Source organism: Flavicella sp. IMCC45668, assembly GCF_057219105.1.
Window position 1 is genome coordinate 2,972,960 of the sequence record NZ_CM170114.1, and the last position, 21,226, is coordinate 2,994,185.

Genomic DNA, 21,226 nt, shown 5'->3' on the forward strand with positions numbered 1-21,226 from the left:
TTTTTCTCTAAAAATATGAAAATTGAAGAATATGAACTATTCTGTCAGGTCAAATAAATACGTGCAAGCTTGAATTTGTATTAAGTAACTTCAAATAAAAGCAAAAAAAAATCCCATATCATTCGATATGGGATTTTTTATATAAAAACTTAGAATTTTATAATTCCAATGCTTTTTTAGGATTGTTGTTCATTAACAATTCAATTGGGTTTTCAATTGCTTCTTTGATTGCTACTAAGAAACCAACTGATTCTCTACCATCAACAATTCTATGGTCGTAAGATAAAGCTACGTACATAATTGGTTGAATCACCACTTGTCCGTTTACAGCCATTGGACGCTCAACAATGTTGTGCATTCCTAAAATTGCAGATTGAGGAGGGTTGATAATAGGTGTAGATAACATAGAACCAAATACACCACCGTTTGTGATTGTAAAAGTACCACCCGTCATTTCATCTACAGTGATTTGTCCGTCACGTGCTCTTAAAGCCAAACGTTTAACTTCACTTTCAACACCTCTAAATGATAAGTTTTCAGCATTTCTAATTACAGGTACCATCAATCCTTTAGGTCCTGATACAGCAATAGAAATATCAGCAAAATCATTTTTGATTTGGAAATCTCCATCAATCATAGAGTTTACATCTGGATACAATTCTAAAGCTCTTGTTACAGCCAAAGTAAAGAAAGACATAAATCCTAATCCTACACCATGTTTTGCTTTGAATTCTTCTTTGTATTGATTACGTAAGTCAAAAATAGGCTGCATGTTTACTTCGTTAAAAGTAGTTAACATAGCAGTTTCATTTTTTACAGATACTAAACGCTGCGCAACTTTTCTACGTAGCATAGACATTTTCTTGCGCTCTGATCCTCTACTTCCGTTAGAAGTACCCATAGCAGGTGTTGCATTCAATGCATCTTCTTTGGTGATTCTTCCATCTTTTCCTGATCCAGATACTGCAGCGTTAGAAATTCCTTTCTCATCAAGAATTTTTTGGGCAGCTGGAGCAGCAGTTCCCGTAGCATAGGTTGCAGGTTCTGCAGATTTAGGAGCTTCTGCTACTGGAGTCACAGCTGGAGCCTCTTCCTTAGTTGGAGCAGCGGCTGGAGCTTCTGATCCACCTTCAGGTTTAGCAGCATCCATGTCAATTAAACAAACAACAGCACCAACTTCTACAGCGTCACCTTCTTCAGCTTTTAAAGTGATAATTCCACTTTCTTCTGCAGGTAATTCTAAGGTAGCTTTGTCTGAATCTACTTCAGCAATAGGCTGATCTTTTTCTACGTAATCACCATCTTCAACTAACCAAGATGCAATTTCTACTTCTGTAATTGATTCCCCCGGAGAAGGAACTTTCATTTCTAAAATCATTGTTACTAATTTTAAATTTTTGTCCTTTAATCAAGAACAATATTGTTTGTTAATTTTGTTACCCTTTGACAAGCTCTGGGTTTTTATTTATGTACGCTGAGCTTGTCGAAGCGTTTTATTTGAATCGAAGACTAATAGGTCTTTCGAATATTATTTGTTTTTTTCTGGATTGAAAACCATATCAATCACAGCTCTTTGTCTTCTTTTAAATCTCGCAGAAGAACCCGCAGCTGGCACTGAATAGAATTTTCTTGAAGCCACTGTTAATTTTACTTGTGTAAAGCGTTGTAACATATAACTCCATGCTCCCATGTTTCTAGGCTCTTCTTGTGCCCAAACGTATTCTTTTGCGTTTGGATATCTGTCGATAGCCTCTTTTAGTTTTTCTTCATGCAAAGGGAAAAGTTGTTCAATTCTTACCAAAGCAACATCATCACGTTCAGTAGTTTCTCTCTCTTCCAATAATTCATAATAGAATTTACCAGTACAGAAAACAACTTTTGTTACTTTTTCTGGTGCAATTGTATCATCGATAACTTCTTGGAAACCTCCATTAGCAAAGTCCTCAATAGGATTTACAGCTTTAGGATGACGCAATAAACTTTTAGGTGTAAAGACAATTAAAGGTTTTCTATGCTTGCGTTTCATATGACGACGCAACAAGTGGTACATGTTGGCTGGTGTAGTACAATCAGCAACAGTCATATTATCTTCAGCACATAATTGTAAGAATCTTTCAATTCTAGCAGATGAATGCTCAGAACCTTGTCCTTCATAACCATGTGGTAATAATACTACAATACCATTTTGTAATTTCCATTTATGCTCAGCAGCAGAAATGTATTGGTCAAACATAATTTGTGCACCATTGTTGAAATCTCCAAACTGAGCTTCCCATATGGTTAAAGTATTTGGGTTTGCCATGGCGTACCCGTAATCAAATCCTAAAACTCCATATTCTGATAATAATGAGTTGTAAATATACATCTCACCTTTGTTTTTTGGATTTGTATTTATTAGGTTGATTCTGTCTTCAGTATTTTCATCACGTAAAATTGCATGACGGTGGCTAAATGTTCCACGTTCTACATCTTGACCAGAAATTCTAACATTATATCCTTCTTCAAGAAGCGATCCATAGGCAAGTGTTTCACCCATACCCCAATCAAGAAGATTGTTTTCGAATACCATTTTTTCACGACCTTTTACAATACGCTCTGCTTTTCGAACAAACTTCACACCTTCTGGTACAGTAGATACTACTTTTGCTATCCCTTGCAGGTTTTCAACCGGATACGTTGTATCAATAGGAGAAAGCATTGCTTCAAGGTTCTCTCTAACAAATTCTTTCCAAGTATGTTGCATAAAAGGAACTACTTTAGAAGTAGAATCTCCTTTCGCTTTTTGGAATTGTTCTTCCAACATACCCTTGAATTCATCCTTTATTTGCTTGGCATATGCTGCATCAATTGATCCTTCGTTGATCAATTTTTCAACATATATATCTTTTGGATTCTTGTGTTTTGATATTGTTTTATAAAGATTTGGTTGTGTAAATCTAGGTTCATCTCCTTCGTTATGACCATATTTACGATATCCTAATAAATCAATAAAAATGTCTCTCTTGAATTTCATTCTAAATTCAAGTGCTAATTCTACAGCATGACAAACAGCTTCTACATCATCCGCATTAACGTGTAATACAGGAGATAAAGTAACTTTTGCAACATCAGTACAGTAAGTACTAGATCGAGCATCTAGATAGTTAGTGGTAAATCCAACTTGGTTGTTAACTACTAAGTGTAAAGTACCTCCGGTTTTGTAACCATTTAGTTTACTCATTTGAGTAACCTCGTATACAATTCCTTGACCTGCAATGGCAGCATCACCATGTACTATAATAGGTAAGATTTTAGAATCATCACCGTTGTATTTTCTGTCGATTTTTGCTCTAGCAATACCTTCAGCAACAGGAGCTACAGTTTCTAAGTGAGATGGATTAGGAACCAAGTTCATTTTCATCACTTCACCATTTTGGAAAGTCTTACTACGAGTAAGTCCCATATGGTATTTTACATCTCCATCAATATGTTCATCATCGAAATCTTTTCCTTCGAATTCAGAAAATAAATCACGAACAGGTTTTTTGAAAATATTTGTTAAGGTACTTAAACGACCTCTATGTGCCATTCCAAGTACACATTCTTTTACACCAAATTTTTCTGCAGCATCTCTCAAGGCAACAGAAATAGCTGGTATTAATGCCTCTCCTCCTTCAAGAGAAAAACGTTTTTGACCAACATATTTAGTTTGTAAAAAATCTTCAAAACCAACTGCTTGATTTAGTTTTGAAAGAATGTATTTTTTAGAATCTATATTATAACTAGGGTGGTTGTTGTTTTTATTCAAACGATCTTGCCACCATTGAATTTCTTCTGGATTACGAATGTACATGTATTCTACACCAATAGAATCACAATACATTTGCTCTAGATTAGAAATGATTTCAGAAAGTTTTGTTGGTTTTAACCCAAGAATTTCACTTGCGCTAAAAACAATATCTAAATCTTCCTTGGTCAAACCAAAGTTCTCGATCGCCAAGGTTGGTTTGTATTGGCGTCTTTCACGAACAGGATTTGTCTTAGTGAACAAATGCCCACGAGATCTATATCCATTTATCAATTCTATTACACGAAACTCTTTGTTTACATGTTCTGGAATGTCAATGTTAGTGTTTTCTTCACCTGTTAAAGAATAGTCTTCATTAGCAAGGTCGTAACCTTGGAAAAAACTTTTCCAACTTGGTTCTACGGAATCAGGATTTACTTGATACTGATCGTATAAATCGGCAATGAAGCCGGAATGTGCTGCGTTTAAGAACGAAAATTTGTCCATATTTTATAGAATACTCGGTATTTTATTAAAAACCTTAGCAAAAGTACAACGTTTTGGCCAAAAAACCGTGTATCGGTTATCGATTTGTTAATAATGTAAATAAATATAACAGATTTTATTTTTTCTGTTAATTTACATATTAAAAATATGCGATTTGACCATATTTAAATCTGAGCTATGAATAAATTACTATGGTTTTCCAGTTGTAGATCTTTCTAATTATCCTTTAAAAGGTCTTGTTTAATAGTTCTTTTTCGGTGTAGACACCGTTTTTGGGTTTTATCAATCTGAGTTTTTTGATACTTTGTTTGCTCGTTGTTGCTTTTTTGCCAGCAAAGTTTTGTTGTAGGTAATTGATAAGGTTGGCAATGTCATAATCATTATAAGTTACATTGTTAACCAACCCTGGCATAGTTGCGCTTAGATTGTATAGTTTACCATTCACATGTATGGGGCCAGAAAGTCCATGTAAAATGATCAACCCTAGTCTTTCAGAAGGTCCAGATACAAATTCTGAGTTTTTAAGAGGAGGAGCTAGGCTGTTGATTCCTTGTCCTTTTGTTCCATGACAAGTGGAGCAGATGTTTTTAAATATTTTTTCACCAGCTTTTAACGACGCTGAGTTTTTCCTGTTTTTTGCTCTTTGGTGTTTTATGTCTTTCTTTTCGGCAATGGTTTCTTTAATTAAGTAGTTTAGTTGGCCTTCTGATTTTTTTTCTTTCTTCATGTAATTTAGAAAGGCTTCTTCATGGTTTCTTAAACTAGCAATAATGGCCTCGTCATAAATACTATTTTTAGGGTGTTTTTTATGAATGTTTTCTAAAATTGGGAATGTTTTTTCTTTCGAATGTGAAATCCAATTTCCCATAGAGTTTGCGATATAGATGTCTAATGAGGGATTGTTTATAGAAGTCAATCGGGAAAGACATTCAATAAATTCGTTAAGGTTTTTGTTTGAAGCATAGTTCTCAGCAAGAACGATAGCATGATTTAAGGTTTCTATGTTGTTAACATTTTCTAATACTTTGGCTAAGAATTTAAAGTCGATAGCATGTAATCCTTCCAAGGTTTGAAGTGCGTGCGTTTGTGCGTAGGGATGTTTTTCAAATACCATTTTCTTTAAAGCAGGTATGGCAACTTCTTCAAAACGGTAAATTAATATTTGTTGAGCGCGATCTCTTAACCAACCATTGGAGTGTTTTAAAAGCGAAACCCAATCCGGAACAGTTAACCTATCTAAATTAGGAATCTGTTTTTGGTCGCTGTTTTTTGGTGAGACTTTTAAAATTCGACCCATTCCTATTACTGTATCGAGTTGTCGCTTAGCGTATAGGTTTTTAAGGTAAGGTGTAAGGAATGCTTTGTCTTGAATAATTCCTCTATGCATGTCCACTATATAAAGATTTCCGTTTGGTCCGTTGAAAAGATTGACAGGTCTAAATCCTTCGTCAGTTGAGGCAAGAAATTCTTTTTTAGGTATTGCTTGTTTTCCTGTTATTTTAATTTTGTTAAAGTCAAGGATGTTTCTTTTGATTAGGTTTGCTTCTGGTGCGCACACAAAAGCATTCTGATTGTAAGAGGCAGGAAACTGATCACCTCTATATATCATGGGTCCACATGCTGCAGTGATATTAATAAGTATACTGTCTTTGTCTAATCTTCCGGGAATGTAGCCTCTGTTAACAGCAGTCGAATGCAACGGAAATACTCTATTGTTGTTTATAGTTCTTTGACCAAGTGATGCTGATAGTAGTTGGTGTTTGTTTTTTGAAGTTGTGTTTGGCAGTACGTAATCGCCAATTAATTGTGTAGAATTATTGTTGTAATAAATTCTTCCAAAATTATCATGTGTTATTCCCCATTGTCCTCTAAAACGAGTATGTTCTTTGATCCATTTACCATTTTTTCTTTGGTATCTTGCACTTGATTTAGCGTTGTAAATCCAGTTATCAATATTCATCATCAAACCGTTGGGTTGATGCTCTACATTACCACCGTGTGTATAATGAGCATCTACTAAAACCTTATTAACGGGTTTGTCATCTAGTATATCAACGAACCACAAATTAGGTGGTTCTGCGTATAATAGACCTCCATAAACATGTGCAATGGCTCTTGGCAAAACTAAGTTGTCAATAAAAACTTTGGTATGGTCTGTTACACCATCGTTGTCATAGTCCTCTAAAATGGTAATTCTTCCATTTGGCATTTCTTCTCCAGTACCTTCAAGGTTTTGCATGTATCCACGCATTTCAACAACCCAAATTCGGCCTTTGTTGTCGAAATCCATGGCAATAGGAGCTTCAATAAAAGGTTCTGAACAGATAGACTTTAATTCAAAGTTCTCCTCGATTTTGTATGAGTCTAAAGAAACTTTTGGTTCATCATAATCTTTAGGTGAGCAGCTATAAAAGGCAATTGTAATAAAGAGAAAAAATACGGATTTTGGTAGTTTTTTTGAAATTCTAATAAAAATCATGGAGGTGTTTCAGTTTGCAACAAAGATAGGTAATTTCAATGTTAGCTTAGCTTAGCTTGTTGTTTTTTAGATGATTGAATTAACAATAATTATGCCGAATAGATTGTAACGATGCGTTGAATATTTGTTCTTGTTTTTTAATCGATGTTTTTTCGATAAAAAATATAGATTTTTTAGTTTTTTTTCTTGTAGAAATTAAAATATAATCTATATTTGCAAACGCAAAACAGAAATGGTTTGCCTTCTATATGAAACTCCTCCTTAGCTCAGTTGGTTAGAGCATCTGACTGTTAATCAGAGGGTCCTTGGTTCGAGCCCAAGAGGAGGAGCAAAAGTTAAAAGAGCTACATGAAAATGTAGCTCTTTTTTTGTGTTCTCAATTTAAAATATCTCTTATATGCATTTTAAAGTTTTGAGGTAAAAATATTTATACAGAACGATTAAATTTTTGAAAATTTATGTTTTTCAAAAGGGAATGTTTTTTTAGTCAATGGAGTGATAAAATATTTGGTAAAACATTTTTCACAACGGTATGCTTTTATAAAAGGAATTGTTTTTAAAACTCGATTTCGTTTGATTCGCATTCTATAGGAAGAATTGCATTTTGGACATTTTTTCATGGTAATAGGGTTTGTTATAGAAACACTTTGAAATTAAAACACCCTACCTAAACATATGTTGATTTTATATTTTTTTATTTTCTTGTTGCAGAATTTAAAATAATAGTTATATTTGCACTCGCAAAACAGAAATGGGTTGCATTCTATATGAAACTCCTCCTTAGCTCAGTTGGTTAGAGCATCTGACTGTTAATCAGAGGGTCCTTGGTTCGAGCCCAAGAGGAGGAGCAAAAAACAAAAGAGTTACACGAAAGTGTAGCTCTTTTTTTATTTATAAAAAAACCTCACCATAAATGAGAGGTTTTTTGGTTTAATGTTTTGATATCTTATTATTGAGCTTGCACTTCTAAATAGCGTACATCATTTAATTTTAATGAGATTGTTGAATTTAACTTTTCTCCATCAAGTAAGTCTGTTATTTTAATTTCATTAAACCCGTCTATTGATAGTGAAATTTCCGTACTTGATTTTCCGGTGTTAACAAGGCAGACCACATATTTGTTGTTTTCTTTTTTTAATGTTCTCCAAAAACAGCCTCTTTTGTCAAGTTCTTTCTTTTCGGTGAGTTTTAACTTGTTTTTGTTTCCAATCGATTTTAGTGCCGTAGATCTTATTTCACTTGTAGTGTTCTTGTAGATTAATTTCCCGCCTTTTTTGACGTTTAAAGGTTTTGTTCTTTTGTGTCCATATTCATTTTTTAATAGACTCTCTTGGTCTACTATTATGGTTCCTCCCGCATTTAAGTAGCTTTGTAATGTCTTAAATTCTGAATCCGTTACAAAAGGGGTTTTGTAGATTAATGTGACATCCCAATTGTTGTTATCTTGTTTGTTGATGATGTTTTCTGTAGCAAAGCCAATTGGTAGTCCATCGAAGAATAGACTCTCATATAAATCCAAAGTATGCTCCATATGGTCGAGAACGTTGATTGCAGTAGTTTCAGAATGGAAAATTCTAATTGGTTTTCGGCTGTTTTGAATTTTATAAATGTCATGAGCATATGCATTCATATCATAAAATACATTCCCAATTTCGTTTACTATTGCAGGTTGGTGTATTAGGCTCGCACCATAACCGTTATCTTTACCTTGACTTGCTTTTCTGATAGAACCATCTGTTTCTCTTGGCCAATACCAAATTTGACTTGCATTTTCGCCTAACAGGTACGCTAACCAAAAGGCTGATTTTACATATTCTGGCTGTAGGTACAAGTCTCTAAACCCAGAGGTTGAAACATAATGGTTTTCAGAGTTGTAATTGATTGAATTTGGTTTTACAGAGCTTAAGAAGTCAAACGTTAAAGCCATTTCCGCCCAATTAAAATTATAGCGCTCCATCCAACGTTCAGAAACACCACTCATCAATTCTTGATTCATATCTGCATCGTTACCAATGATTTCTTGAAGTTCTTGCAGTGCTTCAAAATCTAAACCTGCGTCTCGTGTTTGTCTCGAACTAAAAAACAGTGGTATTAATTTAATGTGAGTCCTTGCGTCTGGATCGTTTTCTTTGATGGTTGTATGAATAAACTTAAACCATTCGGTTACACGAGTGTTGTTGAATTTGAACCAGTCATATGCATATGGTGTCCCAACTTCACTGTTTTTAATAGGAAACTCAATTGCGTAATTTCCTGGTTCATTTGGGGAATAAGTACCTGCAATATCAGCGTAACCTGTTAAATATTTAACAGTGTTTGTGCCATACCAGTTTTTATTTAGTCTTTTCAATCCTTTTTTACCAGTTCCATAAATTGTTTTTAAATGTTTTTCAAACTCTTTCATGGTATAGAAAGAAACTAAATTGTTGTTACAAGTGTTACTTTTGTTGCATTGTTTTTGCTGATTTCCTGTAGTGTTTGGTGTAAAATAATTTTTTTCTATGGATGCCCAATGAGGCTCGTTAGCCATCATATAAGCAAAATTTCTTGTCGCAGTCTTTTTATATTTGGGGATGGAGTTTTCTAGAAGATTGCTTACTAATTCTTTGGATTGTGGATTATTAATGTCGTAAGTAGTAAAAAGTCTTGCTCCTGCATATATTGATTTCGTATCGTCTTTTTTGTTTAGGTTTTCGTCACGTATATAATTCGGAATTCCTCTATGGTCGAGAAAGACTCTAGTGATGTTTTTATTTTTTTTAATCTTTTTGTTGAGGTTATTTGTGTAACCACCGTTAAGCGATCCGTCTTTTGTTACATATCTTCCTGTTAAAAATAAGTCTTTAATGGAACCATGATAATCAGTTGTTTTTAGTTTGGTTGATTTTTGGTTGTTTATGTCGGCTAAAACGTATTCAGGTTTAAAGGTATATGTATGAAAGAAAGTCGGAATGTCTTCACCGTTTACTTTCTCTACAATTATATCTTCGTTATCTGTTTTTTTGATTCTGATGTTCTCGAAATTTACTGTCCTGTAATTTGGTCGTTTTAACGTGCCATTTGTCAATGAAGAAATATCAGAAATAGCTTGTCTTGTAATTTTTAAAATCTGCTCTCTGTGTTGTTGTGGTAAATAGGCGGCAGCAGCATGCGCATCTCTTCCTTTTTTATCTTTTTTGTTTTTCCAATAAGTTCTAACAAGTTTGAATTGTTTAGCGTTTAAATCAACATTATTTTCGTCCCAATCCGAATAACTTAAGAATATTTCTGCAGTACGCAGTGTCATTTTTTCTTTTTCTATATTAAGGCCAGTCTGTTCTGCTTTTGAAATTATTTTTTTTAATTCGTTGATGTTATCTACAACTTGTTCTCTAAGATCTTGAGATTGCAAGATGCTTGAAAAAAGAATTAGTATATAATAGAATTTTGTTTTAAGGTGTTTTACAACCATGAGTGGTAATTTATGCGGGTGGTGATTTATATTCATATGATTATTGTTTTTTAATTAATTTTAATATGTTATTCGTTGATGGAATTTTAATAAAATAAACGCCTGCAGCTAAATCTGAAATATCAAATGTGGCTGATGAATTTATAACATTTAACTTTTGGTTTGAAACTACACTTCCTTGTATGTTGTAAACAGTTATTTGTAGCATATGTTCATCCGTAATATTGTTGATTTGGAACAAGCCAGATGTAGGGTTTGGAAAGATTGAGATTGGGGGTTTTGCAATATTGGTTATTTTTCCCTCACAGGGTTGGTTGGTTGTAAGCTCTAATTTGTCTATTGATTCTGTTTCTATTGAGAAGTGTTTTTGGTTGGTAGAGAAAACTTTTTGCTGGTTAACAAATACATGGTAGGGAGCAGTACCTTCAATAATATCAAATTTTGTTTTATTGTTTTTATTTGAAATAGCAGCCTCTAATTTGTTGCTTTTTTTTACAATAAAACTATATTCTTTATGTTGTTGATTGTCTCTGTTTATGATGCTTACCTTGTAATTATCTGGAGCTAAGTCTTCTAATGTTAGTTCTTTAGTGAAAATAGTTTCTGTATTGTTGAATTTTAGTTTGTAGTTGCCAACTTGGGTCGCTTTTATTTTAAGCTTTCCGTTTTTAGCATCTGGACATGTTTCTGGAAATATTGATAAAATATGATCGTTTTCAGCAGTAACTTCTAAAAATAGAACTTGTTCAGGTTCCATTAAAAAAATTCCAGTTAAATTATTTCCGTTTAAAAGATTGGTGCAAATTACAGGAGAATCATTGTCTTTAATTCCTAAAGTTATAGATGCTTGAGTTTTACCAATGTTCACCAAGCTAATCACGTTTTTCCCTTCTGGAGTAACAATGGACCTCCAATGACACCCTTTTAAACCCAAATTGTTGGTTTCTTCTACTGTTAATAAAGGGAGCATGTTTTGAGTGTTGACGACTTCTAATGCTAGAGCTTTCATTTCTTCGTAACTTGAAGTGCTTTGAAGGATGCCTGAGCCCTGTTCTAGCTTTTTTGTGTGTAATTTACCATATTCGTTTTTTTTCAGGCTGATGGCATCAACAATAATATGTCCTCCTTGATTGAGGTAATTTTGTAGTGCGTCTAATTCATCTTCGGTTACAAATTCTGTATTTGCAATTAAAATTACCTCCCAGAGCTTGTTGTCTTGTAGGTTTATGATGTCTTTAGTCGCAAACCCTAATTGAAGTCCTTCAAAATATAGTGATTCGTAGAGTTTAAAGGTGTTTTTCATATATAACTCTCCCTCGTTTATTGCAGAGGTTTGAGTATTGAAAATTCTAATAGGTTTGGGTAAGTTTTGAATTTGTGTAATTTCTTCAGAATAAGAATTTAGATCCATCATGGTAGATGTCACTTCATTGATTATTTGGGGTTGTTGGTTTATAGTACCGGGGTAGTCTTTGGAGACCATATTTTCTCTTGGAGAACCGTCTTCTCGTCTTGACCAAAACCAACACTGATCTACATTTAAACCATGTAGATAGGCTAACCAATAAGTCATTCTTGCGTAACTTGGTTTTAGATAGAGGTCTCTAAATTTAGTAGTAGAGAGAAAGTGAGTTTCAGAATTGAATATTATTTTGTTAGGACTAATGCTACTAAAAAAATCATAGGTTAATGCGATGTCTTTCCATTCAAAATTATATCGATCTTCCCAGTCTTCTTTGGGTCCCCACATATGGCTGTTGTAAGATTGAGCATCATTTCCGAGAATGTCACTTTGACGTGTTAATGTTTCGATATCTAATCCGTGATCACCTTGATTTTGTACCCAAAAATGAGGGATTAACTTTATGTGAGTTTTTGCTGATGCATCATGTTTTTTAATTTCGTTTTGTAAAAATTGGAACCAATCGTTTACCCTATCCATATTGAATCTTTGCCAGTCATACCACATTGGTGTACCTTGTAAGCTTCTAAATATGGGGATATCAATAGTTACACTAGAAAAGTCTACAAAATTAGTTTCCCATTCTGTGTTTAGTTTATTAATAGTTTGATGTTTTTGTGTCAACCACAATTTAAATTTTTCATGGGTGTAATCTGACACAGGACCCGAAGCCCAAACATTTTTATTGGGTTCTTTTGTGGTGATAAAATGAGGCTCGTTTGCTAACATATAACCTAACTGAGCGTAATTTTTTCCAGCAATTTTGGGTATTGTATTTTGGAAAAGGGAGCTAAAAAGTGTTTTTGCGCCAGGATTGTCAATATCGTAAGCCACAAAGGTGTCTTCTCTCATTCTAAAATCAGGTCCATATTGCTGTTCTGTCCAATCTGGAGTAGATTTATGGTTGATAAAAATATTACCAAAAGTACCAGAAGGTTTAGTGTTTAAATTATTAGTTACGTAAGATTTGATGGTTCCGTTTTCGTCATCTGCAAAAGTTGGACTTAAATAAAAACCGTCTCTTGCTCCAAAATATTTTGTTAATTCTGGAATATAGGGTTTCCATGTATAATCAATTAAGAATACGGGTTTGCCATTTTGTAAAATTTTGTTGTCTGAAATAGTCAGGTTGGACCAGTCTATTTCTGGGATGTCTTTTCTTTTAATGTCACCACTAATGATTTTTTGCAAAACGACAATTGCTTCCTCAAGAATAATTAAAATATTTGATCTTTCAAGATCTGGCAAGTCTTGAGCCAGTTGCACGGCATCATCTTCAAAATAAGGTAAGGATGCAAATAAAGTTTGATTCGTATCGATATTATTTTCATCCCAATTGGCGTATTTTAAAAAAACTTGGGCAACACTAATGGTCATTTTTTCTTTGGTAGCATCAAGTTCATTGTTTTCAGCATGGGCAATTAAGGTTTCTAGTTCTGTAATTTTTGCGAGTATTTCATTTTCAGTTTGCCCAATAATACTTTGTTGGGTGAACAAAGAAAGTATCACCACTAAAAAGTGGACAAAACTTCTTTTAAAAATATGATTAGGAGTAGGTGTTTTCATTTGGTTGTTTCTAAACGAGTTTTAATTTCATATCAAATTTAATTTTTGGGTAGGTCATTTTTGTACGAATCTATCTATTTTTTGTACGATTAAGTCATTTATAATCTTTTCAATTAGGCTTGTTTGTGTCTTACTAATATTTTTGTAATAGGTGTTCTTAGGATGCTGAATTATCAAATAAACCTTAATTTTATAAAGATGAAAGTTGTATGTACTTTAGTTGTTAATATTTTTGTTTTTGCGCTTTTTTTATGTTCAAATACTGTTTTTTCTAAGAAAAATCCTATTGTTAGTATTACAACAGAACACACTGTTCTCAAAGTAAAAACTGCTGTTTTTAAAAATAAAACTCATATTATAACGAGTAGTTATGATGGTGTTGTTTCGGCAATAAATTTTAAAGGAGACTTAATTTGGGAACAACCCTTATCAGGTTTGATGAATCATGATTTATGGGTGGATGATATCGATGGAGATGGAAATGAAGAGGTGATAACAGCGAATGCCGATGGAAGCATCTTTTGTATAAATTATAAGGGAGATTTGATTTGGAGTTTTAAGCAAAATGATTCACCTATGATTTCTGCTTGTGTAGTACATCCTAAAGAAGGTTTGGCTCCATATATTGCTTGTGGAGGAAATGATCTTAATATCTACTATATCTCAAACAAGGGTGAGTTGTTAACTGAAATTCCATCAAGTTCATATCCAACTTTGTATAAGCCGAATAAAAAATGGCAAGATGATGGAACCCTTCCCTATAATGTACATACGGTTAATTTTTTAAGACCCTTGCCGCAACCAGATGGTTCTGATATTTTATTGTTAGATGCAATATTGTCGCATGCAGATAAATTAAATATGTATTATTATTTCAAACCAAAAGCAAAAAAGCCATTTAAGTCTAAAAAGATTTTTCATGGTCCGGTTGGAGATATCACGGTATTTGAAAATCCACTATCTAAGGAGTTAGAAGTGTTATTAGGAACATCGGGCATTATGGAAAAACATGATTTGGGGATTTTGAAGCCAAGTAATAATGAAATACAGAAAATAAATTTTAGTGTAAATTCTAAGCAAAAGTTAGGTTTTGGTTATAGAGTTACCCAAACGGAAGTAATTCCCGGTAAGGATACTTTTGAATATGTTTCCCTAAAAGGGGAGTTTATATTTATTGCAAAACCTACAGCTGATTTTAAGGAAATTGAGGTTTTAAAATCTACTTTTTCGTATAACGATATTCATCATGATAAGTTGAATCAAAAATTAATCTTGGCAAGTGCGCAAAGTGGAGGAAATCAAGTTCATATTGTTGATTATACACAAAAAACATGGAAAAAAGCATATGAAGAATTAATGCCAGGAGGTAATATTGCATCGATTTTGAAAGAAACAGATGTTGTGAAAAAGAATCTGAAAAAGTATTCTAGGTCAGAGTATGAGAGACAGTCCCTAAAGGTAACTATAATGTCTCCTCCTACCAAGAACAAGTTTACCCCTGAAATGCAACGAATAAAAGATCGTTATAAAAATCTTTCTTTTATGGGGTATGCATTTCTCAAAGATGTAGGTACTTGGGATAGGTCTCATATTGAAATTTCTTCGTTTAGAGATATTAGAGATGGCCGTAAGAGGTATAATAATAGTGCTGATAAAGTTGCCCAAAATTTAATTTCAAAATATAATGAAAATGGTTTGTGTACTTGGGGAGGTCATGGTGTAGATCCTTATTATTATGGTAAAGAAACTATAAAAAAGGTGATTGATGCAGGTAATGGTAAGCCAACTGTTTGGGTTTGGCCAGAGTTGACAATTTTGCATAAAAAAGATTTTAAATATGCCTTGGACGATTTAATTTACCCTCTGGCTGATTATAGTAAAACACATAATGCAAAACAGTTTATTCGAAGTAAACATATTTTTTGGCAATCGATTATTTATAAACCAGAGTGGTCACGTTTTTTATCTGGTGAATTTGCAGATGTATTGATTCCATCAATGGAAGAAACTCAAGATGTAGCCATGGAATTAAGCTTGGCTAGTCGATTGGGGTTATGGTCCAGTGGGGTAGCAAATAGTTGGGGTACACGATGTGCTAGAGATAATCCAAGTTTTATGAGATCAAGGCAGTTCTCACATCAAAATTTACCAAATCATTTTTTACGAAATGCAATTTTTCATGCTTCTTATGGTGCATCATATATTAATAATTTTAATATTGATTCTGAGTATTCAGAGTACTTAACTGTATTGTGGGAGTTGATAGGTAAAGGTGCATTGTATGTTCCCAAACGGAACGAAATCCTTAGTTTTTCTCCTGTTCATTTGAGTATGGTTAACCCAGATGAAACTTATTTGCGAGAGGGTAATAGTTCTTCAACAACTTTAAGGTATTCGAAAGAAAAAGATAATTATGTTTTCAGTCGATTGAGTAGTGATTGGACAGGAGGTCAAGTTACCTCGTGGGATTTTTCAAGTTATGCTGCTGGAGTAAAAGATAGAAGATTGAATTTTTTAGCCCCGTATTCTAATGGGATGGTTTTGATTACACCGGTTCAAAATGGAGTTTATAAACAAGAAAAAGCCAAGCGTGAAAGATTGGAAGATAATTTACATCCGATGTATAAAAACATACTAAGAGAGTATATTACGAATGGAAAAGATTATTTATCTGCAGACGGAACAAAAACTATGTCAGCCTCTGAGTATTATAATATTATTGATAATGATATTAAAAAAAGTGCTAAACTGTTACCGATAACGGTTACGGGTGATGTGGCTTGGGTAGTGGCTCAAACATCTGACAAGCATTTAAGATTAACTTTAATCGATAATGGATATTTGAATCCAAAAGAAAGCGTAGCTAAGGTTCAGTTTCATACAATTAAGCCGTTAGCGGTAAAAGATATTTTATCAGGAGAAAATTTTAATTTAAATGCAAAAAAATCAACTTTAGAAATAAAAATTCCTGCAGGGATGTTTAAGTTTATTGATGTGGAATTAGAAGATGCGTTGTGATTTAAAAACTCTTTGTAGAATAAAAAAAGCTCATTAAAACCTTGGTTTCAATGAGCTTTTGGAGGATGAGAATCGTTATTTCTTTTGTTGGAAAAATGAGACATCATCTAAGTAAATAACTAAATCAGTTTTTGGTCTTGGGATGTAACTCACGCTACTCCAAAGTTCATTTCCAACGGCAGGATTTCCTTTAAAGTTGGTAGTTAGCTTTGTCCATTGTCCAACTTTTACTTTTGATAAATTAAAGCTTGCCACAACTTCTTTTCCGTTAGATTGTTGTAAGGTTACAGCGAGTCTTCCTGATGGTTTTCCAGATGGGATATAAAACCATGCTGAAACTGAGTAAGCTTCGTCTGATAATACTTCAAAGTCACCTTCGTTGCCACGATTTGATCTCCATGTTTGAAATTTTCCTGATTTAGGTTGTTTGGTAAAGTCCATTTTACAACTATAATTACCAGAGTGTTTGTGTTCTGAAGATAAAATAAATCCAGGATCTTGAGTCCATGCTGTAACGATATCAGCTTTGCCATTTCTATACGTTACGCCTTCACTAATTTCAAAGCTCCAAGCCTTTTCATTGTATTTAATTTGCGCAGAGGTTGAAAAACTCCCAATGATTATTAATAACATTGAGATACGAAATAATTTAGTTTTCATAATAAAAATAGATTTGTTTGTAATTAAATTTTAAACAAATCTATATACCTGTGTGCTAGAGATTGTACGAAAATATAAATAATATGTATTGAGTTGTACATATCTAGGCCAAAAACAAAAAAATTATTCTAAAGATTTAATATATTTTCCGGGAGGAACACCATACTTTTCTCTAAATATTTTTGAGAAATGCGGTCTGCTTTTGAATCCAGTCATTAAAAACACTTCGTTAACTGAAAGTTTTTCGTGGAGTAATAAATCAGCAGCTTTTTTTAACCTATACATTCTCACTAGTTCTAAAGGAGTTTGGTTTGTTAGTACTTTTACTTTTTGGTAAAAATGAGTCCTGTTTAAATAAAGTTCCTTTGCTAGAGTGTTTAGGTCGAAATTTTGATTGTCTATGTTTTTTTCAATCAAATTGTATAGTTTCTCTAAAAAAGCATTGTCGTTTCTGTTGTTTTGATTGTTTTCTTTGGTTAATGGTATACCTACTTGGTACCTTTCCCTAAGTTGTTTTCGGTTTGCTAATAGTGCCTCTATATTTGCAATAAGGTGTTGTGCATCAAAAGGTTTTCTGATGTAAGCATCCGCACCGTCTTTGATTCCTTGAATGTGATCTTCAATTTTACTTAACGCTGTAAGAAGGATGACAGGGATATGGCTCGTTTTTAAATCAGATTTTACCTGGATACAGAGTTCTAAACCGTTCATTTTTGGCATTTGAATATCACTTATAATAATATCAGGCCATTCGTCTTCCATTGCTTTGAGGCATTCTTCTCCGTTTTCAAAGGATTTTACTCTAAAATATGTGGCTAGCAAATCTGTACAATAGGAACGCAGTTCATAATCATCTTCAACATAGAATAGTACCGAATTGCTGTATTCACCTGACGTATTTATGGGGTTAGTTGTAGTATTGTTAGTGAAAAAATCTTTTGGATAGGTAACTTTTTCTTCTTGTGGCAATTGGGGTATGATAATATTATCTTTATCAAGAATTTCTTTTACTATGGGGAGTTTTAATTTGATTTCTGTCCCATTATTTTTATTGCTAAACGCTTCAAGATATCCATAGTGCATTTCTGTTAATTGTTTGGTGAAAGCTAAACCAATTCCTGATCCTTCGATGTTTTGTTGTGATCTATAAAATCTTTCAAAAATATGAGGCAAATCTTTTTTGTCTATTCCAATTCCAGTATCCGTGATTGAGATGATGAGGTCTTTTTCGTTATAAGAATAGTCAAGTTGAATAGTGTCACCTACATTAGTAAATTTGAATGCATTGTTTAATAAATTGTCAAATATCTTTTCTAGCTTGTCTTTGTCGGCCGAGACAATGATTTTTTTAATTGAACTTGCTACTACAAAGTTTTTTTGTTGATTTAAAGCAAGTTGTTTAAAATCTTGTGTAACCTCTTCAATAAAAGGATTGAAATCAAATCTTGTATAGTGCAGTTTTAAAGCTCTAGCATCACCTTTTTGAAAATCATGGACTTGATCAATAAGTCTTAGGATTTTTTTTGTCTGACGCTGAATTAATTCAAGTTTCGTTTCGAGCTCTCTGTTGCCTTTAAGTTTTGATATTACCAATTTTAAAGGCTCAGAAATGAGCGTTATTGGCGTTTTTATTTCATGCGATACATTTGAAAAGAAAGAAAGTTTTGCTCTGTTTATTTCTTGAATTTTTTTAGTTTCAAGTTGTTCTATTTCTACTTTATGACGGAGAGATTGAATTTTTAAAATAACTTTTAGAATAATTACAAGGATGAGTAGAGAGAATATAACATAGAATAAATACGCGCTCTTCGTTTTCCAAAATGGAGGCGAAATTATTATTGTAATAGTTTTTGGCTCCGTCCATTGGTTGAGGGAGTTTGATGCCTGTGCTGTTAATTGGTATATACCAGGCAAGAGTCCATTGTAATTAATAGTTTTTTTTAATGATGAAACTTCTATGTAGTTGTTGTTTAACGGATGTAGTTTATATCTAATTTTATGGCTTTTTACATTTGAAAAATGCAAGCTTGTTACATCCAAAGAAAAAATATTTTCATCATAATTCAGTTCAATTTTTTTTGAAGTTGTGATTTTCTTGATGAAGAAATCAGTTTTAGAAAGAGAGTCGTTGTTTTGGTAGTTTTGTTGGTGTATTTTAAAATTATCGAATTGAAGTTTCGGCAAAGTTTCGTGGTTTGATATTTCAGAAGGTTTAAAATAACACAGGCCATTCACTCCAGACAACATAAATGTTCCGTTTTTTAATATAGAAACTGTGTACCAAAAATCTTCAAAAGGTAGGCCGTCTGAACTATGGAAATTCCTGAATTTGCCATCATGTATGCTGTATTTGCTTAATCCAATGTTTGTAGGGATCCATAGAACACCTTTTCCTTCGTAAAGGATGTTTTTAACCACATTGTTAGCAAGGCCATTCTTTTCAGTTATAGGGTTGAAATTAGGAATACCGATACTGTTATTCATTTTGCAAAATCCACCCCCTTCAGTTCCAATCCATAAATCATTGTTTGGTATTCGTATTACTGAAGTAATAAAGTTACTAGAGATGGAATTTTTGTTTGGGTCAAATAAAAACTGATCGATTTCTATGTCTTCTAATTTAGAATTCATCGTGTTTTGTAGTCGAAAAAGACCTTCCGATTCTGAACCAATCCATATAATGTCTGATACGGGGTCTGAGTAAATGCAACGTATAAGGCCGAGTTTATGTGTGTCGAAAAAAGAATTGTCACTTAGCTTTTCAATGTTTTTTATATTGTTTTTTGTGTCAATGGATATTTTATAGATTTCATCCCAAATTGTTGAAATCCAGAGGTTCCCAAATTGATCCTCTGTAAAACTTCTTATTTGTACGTTTTCCTGAGGGTTTAGAATTATTTTTTCTGATATAGTTTTTCCTTTTCTTCTTAAGTATAGTTGGGTGTCTCCTAAGAAACTGTACCAAATATTCTGTTTAGAGTCTCTAAATATGCTTCTCACATTTTTTTGTAACCTCTGGTTTAAGTCAAAAGGGAGTGTTTCAAATTGATGCGTTTTCGTATTGAAAGTTGAAATACCTCCTGTATTTTCGGTCAATAGTATTCTATCTTGATCATAATTTGTGAGGAAAGAAATTAAGTTGGATTTAATGCCGTGTTTTTTGTTGTTTTCAGCAGTATAATGATGGAATCCATTTTGCTTTAAGTCAAATTTATAGACACCTTTGTTAAATGATCCATACCAACAATGGTTTTGACTAGATATAATTAATGAACTGGATCTTAGTGTGTTACTTTTGTCTTTGAATTTTAATAGATTTTTGCTTTTTAAAGGTTGAGTGAAGTTTGGTGAAGGAATTTTGATTAATCCATTATTGAGTAGTCCTAGCCATAAGTTTTTATGAATATCCAAACATAGCGTATTGATTTGAGAGTTGGAAAGGGTAGGATTGTTGATTGCTGTATATGAGTTTTGAGAAATATTATAATCTATCGTTTCTAAACCTTTTAGCTTTGCAACTAAAAATTTTTCATCATTTATTTTAAGAAGTGTTCTTGCATAGTTGATGTTTTTCAATATTTTTTCTAAACTGTTTTTTTTAGAATTATATAAGAGAACTCCATTGTTTGTAGCAAAAAGATATTCTTCTTTATTAAGAGTTATACCGCCAAAAAATGAAATTTTTCGTGTCGGATGAATTGATTTAGTATCTTTTTTCTTAATAAAAGAATAGTTGTAGTCGAATATAAGAATACCATTTTTTTCAGTACCACAAATAGTTTCATTCGTGTTTTTGTTAAAGAAAAAGTTTCTTACAATAGGTCCGCTACTGTTTTGATTGGAATAGATTTTTTTAAAGGAGTTGGTGTTATTGTCGTAGAGGGTTATTCCTTCATCTGTTCCAATCCAAATATTGCCTTTAAAATCTTCAGAAAGGGATCTTATTCGGTTGCTAGTTAGTATGTTGAGGTCAACTGTGTTTTTAAAGGTTTTAAATTCGTAACCATCATATAGGCTTAGTCCTTCGTAGGTGCCAAACCAGATATAACCTCTCGAGTCTTCAAGAATACATGTCACACCATTGTGTGCTAAACCATCAGAAATCGTTAGTTTTTGCACATTCTGAATGGTGTTTTTTTGAGCGGATAATGAGAAGGAAATTGCCCATATCAAAAGGAAAGTGACGATATTTTTTAAAGTATTCAAGATCTTGTGACAATAATATTTTTAAATAATTTTTATGTAGAATTATGCTCTGTAATATAATCTATTTTATTTTTTGTCAGAAATTTGAATCTATTTCCTTTTGATATTTGT

The 21,226-nt window shown here is 33.0% G+C and carries 8 protein-coding genes and 2 tRNA genes; 3 read left to right on the forward strand and 7 right to left on the reverse strand.

What is annotated here, in order from left to right; all coding sequences use genetic code 11:
• Window positions 1–157 precede the first annotated feature (157 nt).
• The 3 genes from odhB to AC2DZ0_RS12090 all read right to left on the reverse strand — a co-directional run bounded on the left by odhB (window position 158) and on the right by AC2DZ0_RS12090 (window position 6,752).
• The gene (odhB, locus tag AC2DZ0_RS12080) at window positions 158–1,378 is read right to left on the reverse strand and encodes a 2-oxoglutarate dehydrogenase complex dihydrolipoyllysine-residue succinyltransferase (protein WP_484642034.1); all 1,221 of its coding nucleotides are present in this window, start codon (window positions 1,376–1,378) and stop codon (window positions 158–160) included.
• 150 nt (window positions 1,379–1,528) lie between these two features.
• Window positions 1,529–4,273, reverse strand: a complete 2,745-nt coding sequence (locus AC2DZ0_RS12085) for a 2-oxoglutarate dehydrogenase E1 component (protein ID WP_484642035.1) — start codon at window positions 4,271–4,273, stop codon at window positions 1,529–1,531.
• 226 nt (window positions 4,274–4,499) lie between these two features.
• Window positions 4,500–6,752 carry a DUF7133 domain-containing protein gene (locus AC2DZ0_RS12090; RefSeq protein WP_484642037.1) on the reverse strand — a complete coding sequence of 751 codons (2,253 nt, stop codon included), beginning with the start codon at window positions 6,750–6,752 and terminating at the stop codon, window positions 4,500–4,502.
• A gap of 255 nt (window positions 6,753–7,007) precedes the next feature.
• On the opposite strand from AC2DZ0_RS12090, the gene AC2DZ0_RS12095 reads away from it, so the two are divergent.
• Window positions 7,008–7,081, forward strand: a tRNA-Asn gene (locus AC2DZ0_RS12095).
• A gap of 445 nt (window positions 7,082–7,526) precedes the next feature.
• A tRNA-Asn gene (locus AC2DZ0_RS12100) sits at window positions 7,527–7,600 on the forward strand.
• 101 nt (window positions 7,601–7,701) lie between these two features.
• On the opposite strand, the gene AC2DZ0_RS12105 is transcribed toward AC2DZ0_RS12100, so the two are convergent.
• Together AC2DZ0_RS12105 and AC2DZ0_RS12110 are read right to left on the reverse strand one after the other, a co-directional pair.
• Window positions 7,702–10,239 (reverse strand): hypothetical protein, encoded by a 2,538-nt coding sequence (locus AC2DZ0_RS12105; protein ID WP_484642039.1) that lies wholly within the window; start codon window positions 10,237–10,239, stop codon window positions 7,702–7,704.
• Between the two features lie 4 nt (window positions 10,240–10,243).
• Window positions 10,244–13,231, reverse strand: coding sequence for a T9SS type A sorting domain-containing protein (locus AC2DZ0_RS12110; RefSeq protein WP_484642041.1), 2,988 nt, complete (start codon window positions 13,229–13,231; stop codon window positions 10,244–10,246).
• Window positions 13,232–13,429: 198 nt separating this feature from the next.
• Here AC2DZ0_RS12110 and AC2DZ0_RS12115 point away from each other — a divergent pair, with 198 nt between their 5' ends.
• Complete coding sequence (locus AC2DZ0_RS12115; protein ID WP_484642042.1) at window positions 13,430–16,249, forward strand: hypothetical protein; 2,820 nt, start codon at window positions 13,430–13,432, stop codon at window positions 16,247–16,249.
• A gap of 75 nt (window positions 16,250–16,324) precedes the next feature.
• Here the strand turns inward: AC2DZ0_RS12115 and AC2DZ0_RS12120 are convergent, their stop codons facing one another.
• On the reverse strand, window positions 16,325–16,909 hold the full coding sequence (locus tag AC2DZ0_RS12120; protein WP_484642044.1) for a hypothetical protein: 585 nt from the start codon (window positions 16,907–16,909) through the stop codon (window positions 16,325–16,327).
• A 123-nt stretch (window positions 16,910–17,032) separates the two neighbouring features.
• Window positions 17,033–21,115 carry a hybrid sensor histidine kinase/response regulator transcription factor gene (locus AC2DZ0_RS12125; protein ID WP_484642046.1) on the reverse strand — a complete coding sequence of 1,361 codons (4,083 nt, stop codon included), beginning with the start codon at window positions 21,113–21,115 and terminating at the stop codon, window positions 17,033–17,035.
• Window positions 21,116–21,226 lie beyond the last annotated feature (111 nt).

What these genes read in the sequence shown, in the direction of transcription:
- AC2DZ0_RS12115 (WP_484642042.1), top strand. Translation starts at nt 13,430, where the DNA reads ATGAAAGTTGTATGTACTTTAGTTGTTAATATTTTTGTTTTTGCGCTT.
- AC2DZ0_RS12085 (WP_484642035.1), bottom strand. Translation starts at nt 4,273, where the DNA reads ATGGACAAATTTTCGTTCTTAAACGCAGCACATTCCGGCTTCATTGCC.
- odhB (WP_484642034.1), bottom strand. Translation starts at nt 1,378, where the DNA reads ATGATTTTAGAAATGAAAGTTCCTTCTCCGGGGGAATCAATTACAGAA.
- AC2DZ0_RS12105 (WP_484642039.1), bottom strand. Translation starts at nt 10,239, where the DNA reads ATGAATATAAATCACCACCCGCATAAATTACCACTCATGGTTGTAAAA.
- AC2DZ0_RS12090 (WP_484642037.1), bottom strand. Translation starts at nt 6,752, where the DNA reads ATGATTTTTATTAGAATTTCAAAAAAACTACCAAAATCCGTATTTTTT.
- AC2DZ0_RS12120 (WP_484642044.1), bottom strand. Translation starts at nt 16,909, where the DNA reads ATGAAAACTAAATTATTTCGTATCTCAATGTTATTAATAATCATTGGG.
- AC2DZ0_RS12110 (WP_484642041.1), bottom strand. Translation starts at nt 13,231, where the DNA reads ATGAAAACACCTACTCCTAATCATATTTTTAAAAGAAGTTTTGTCCAC.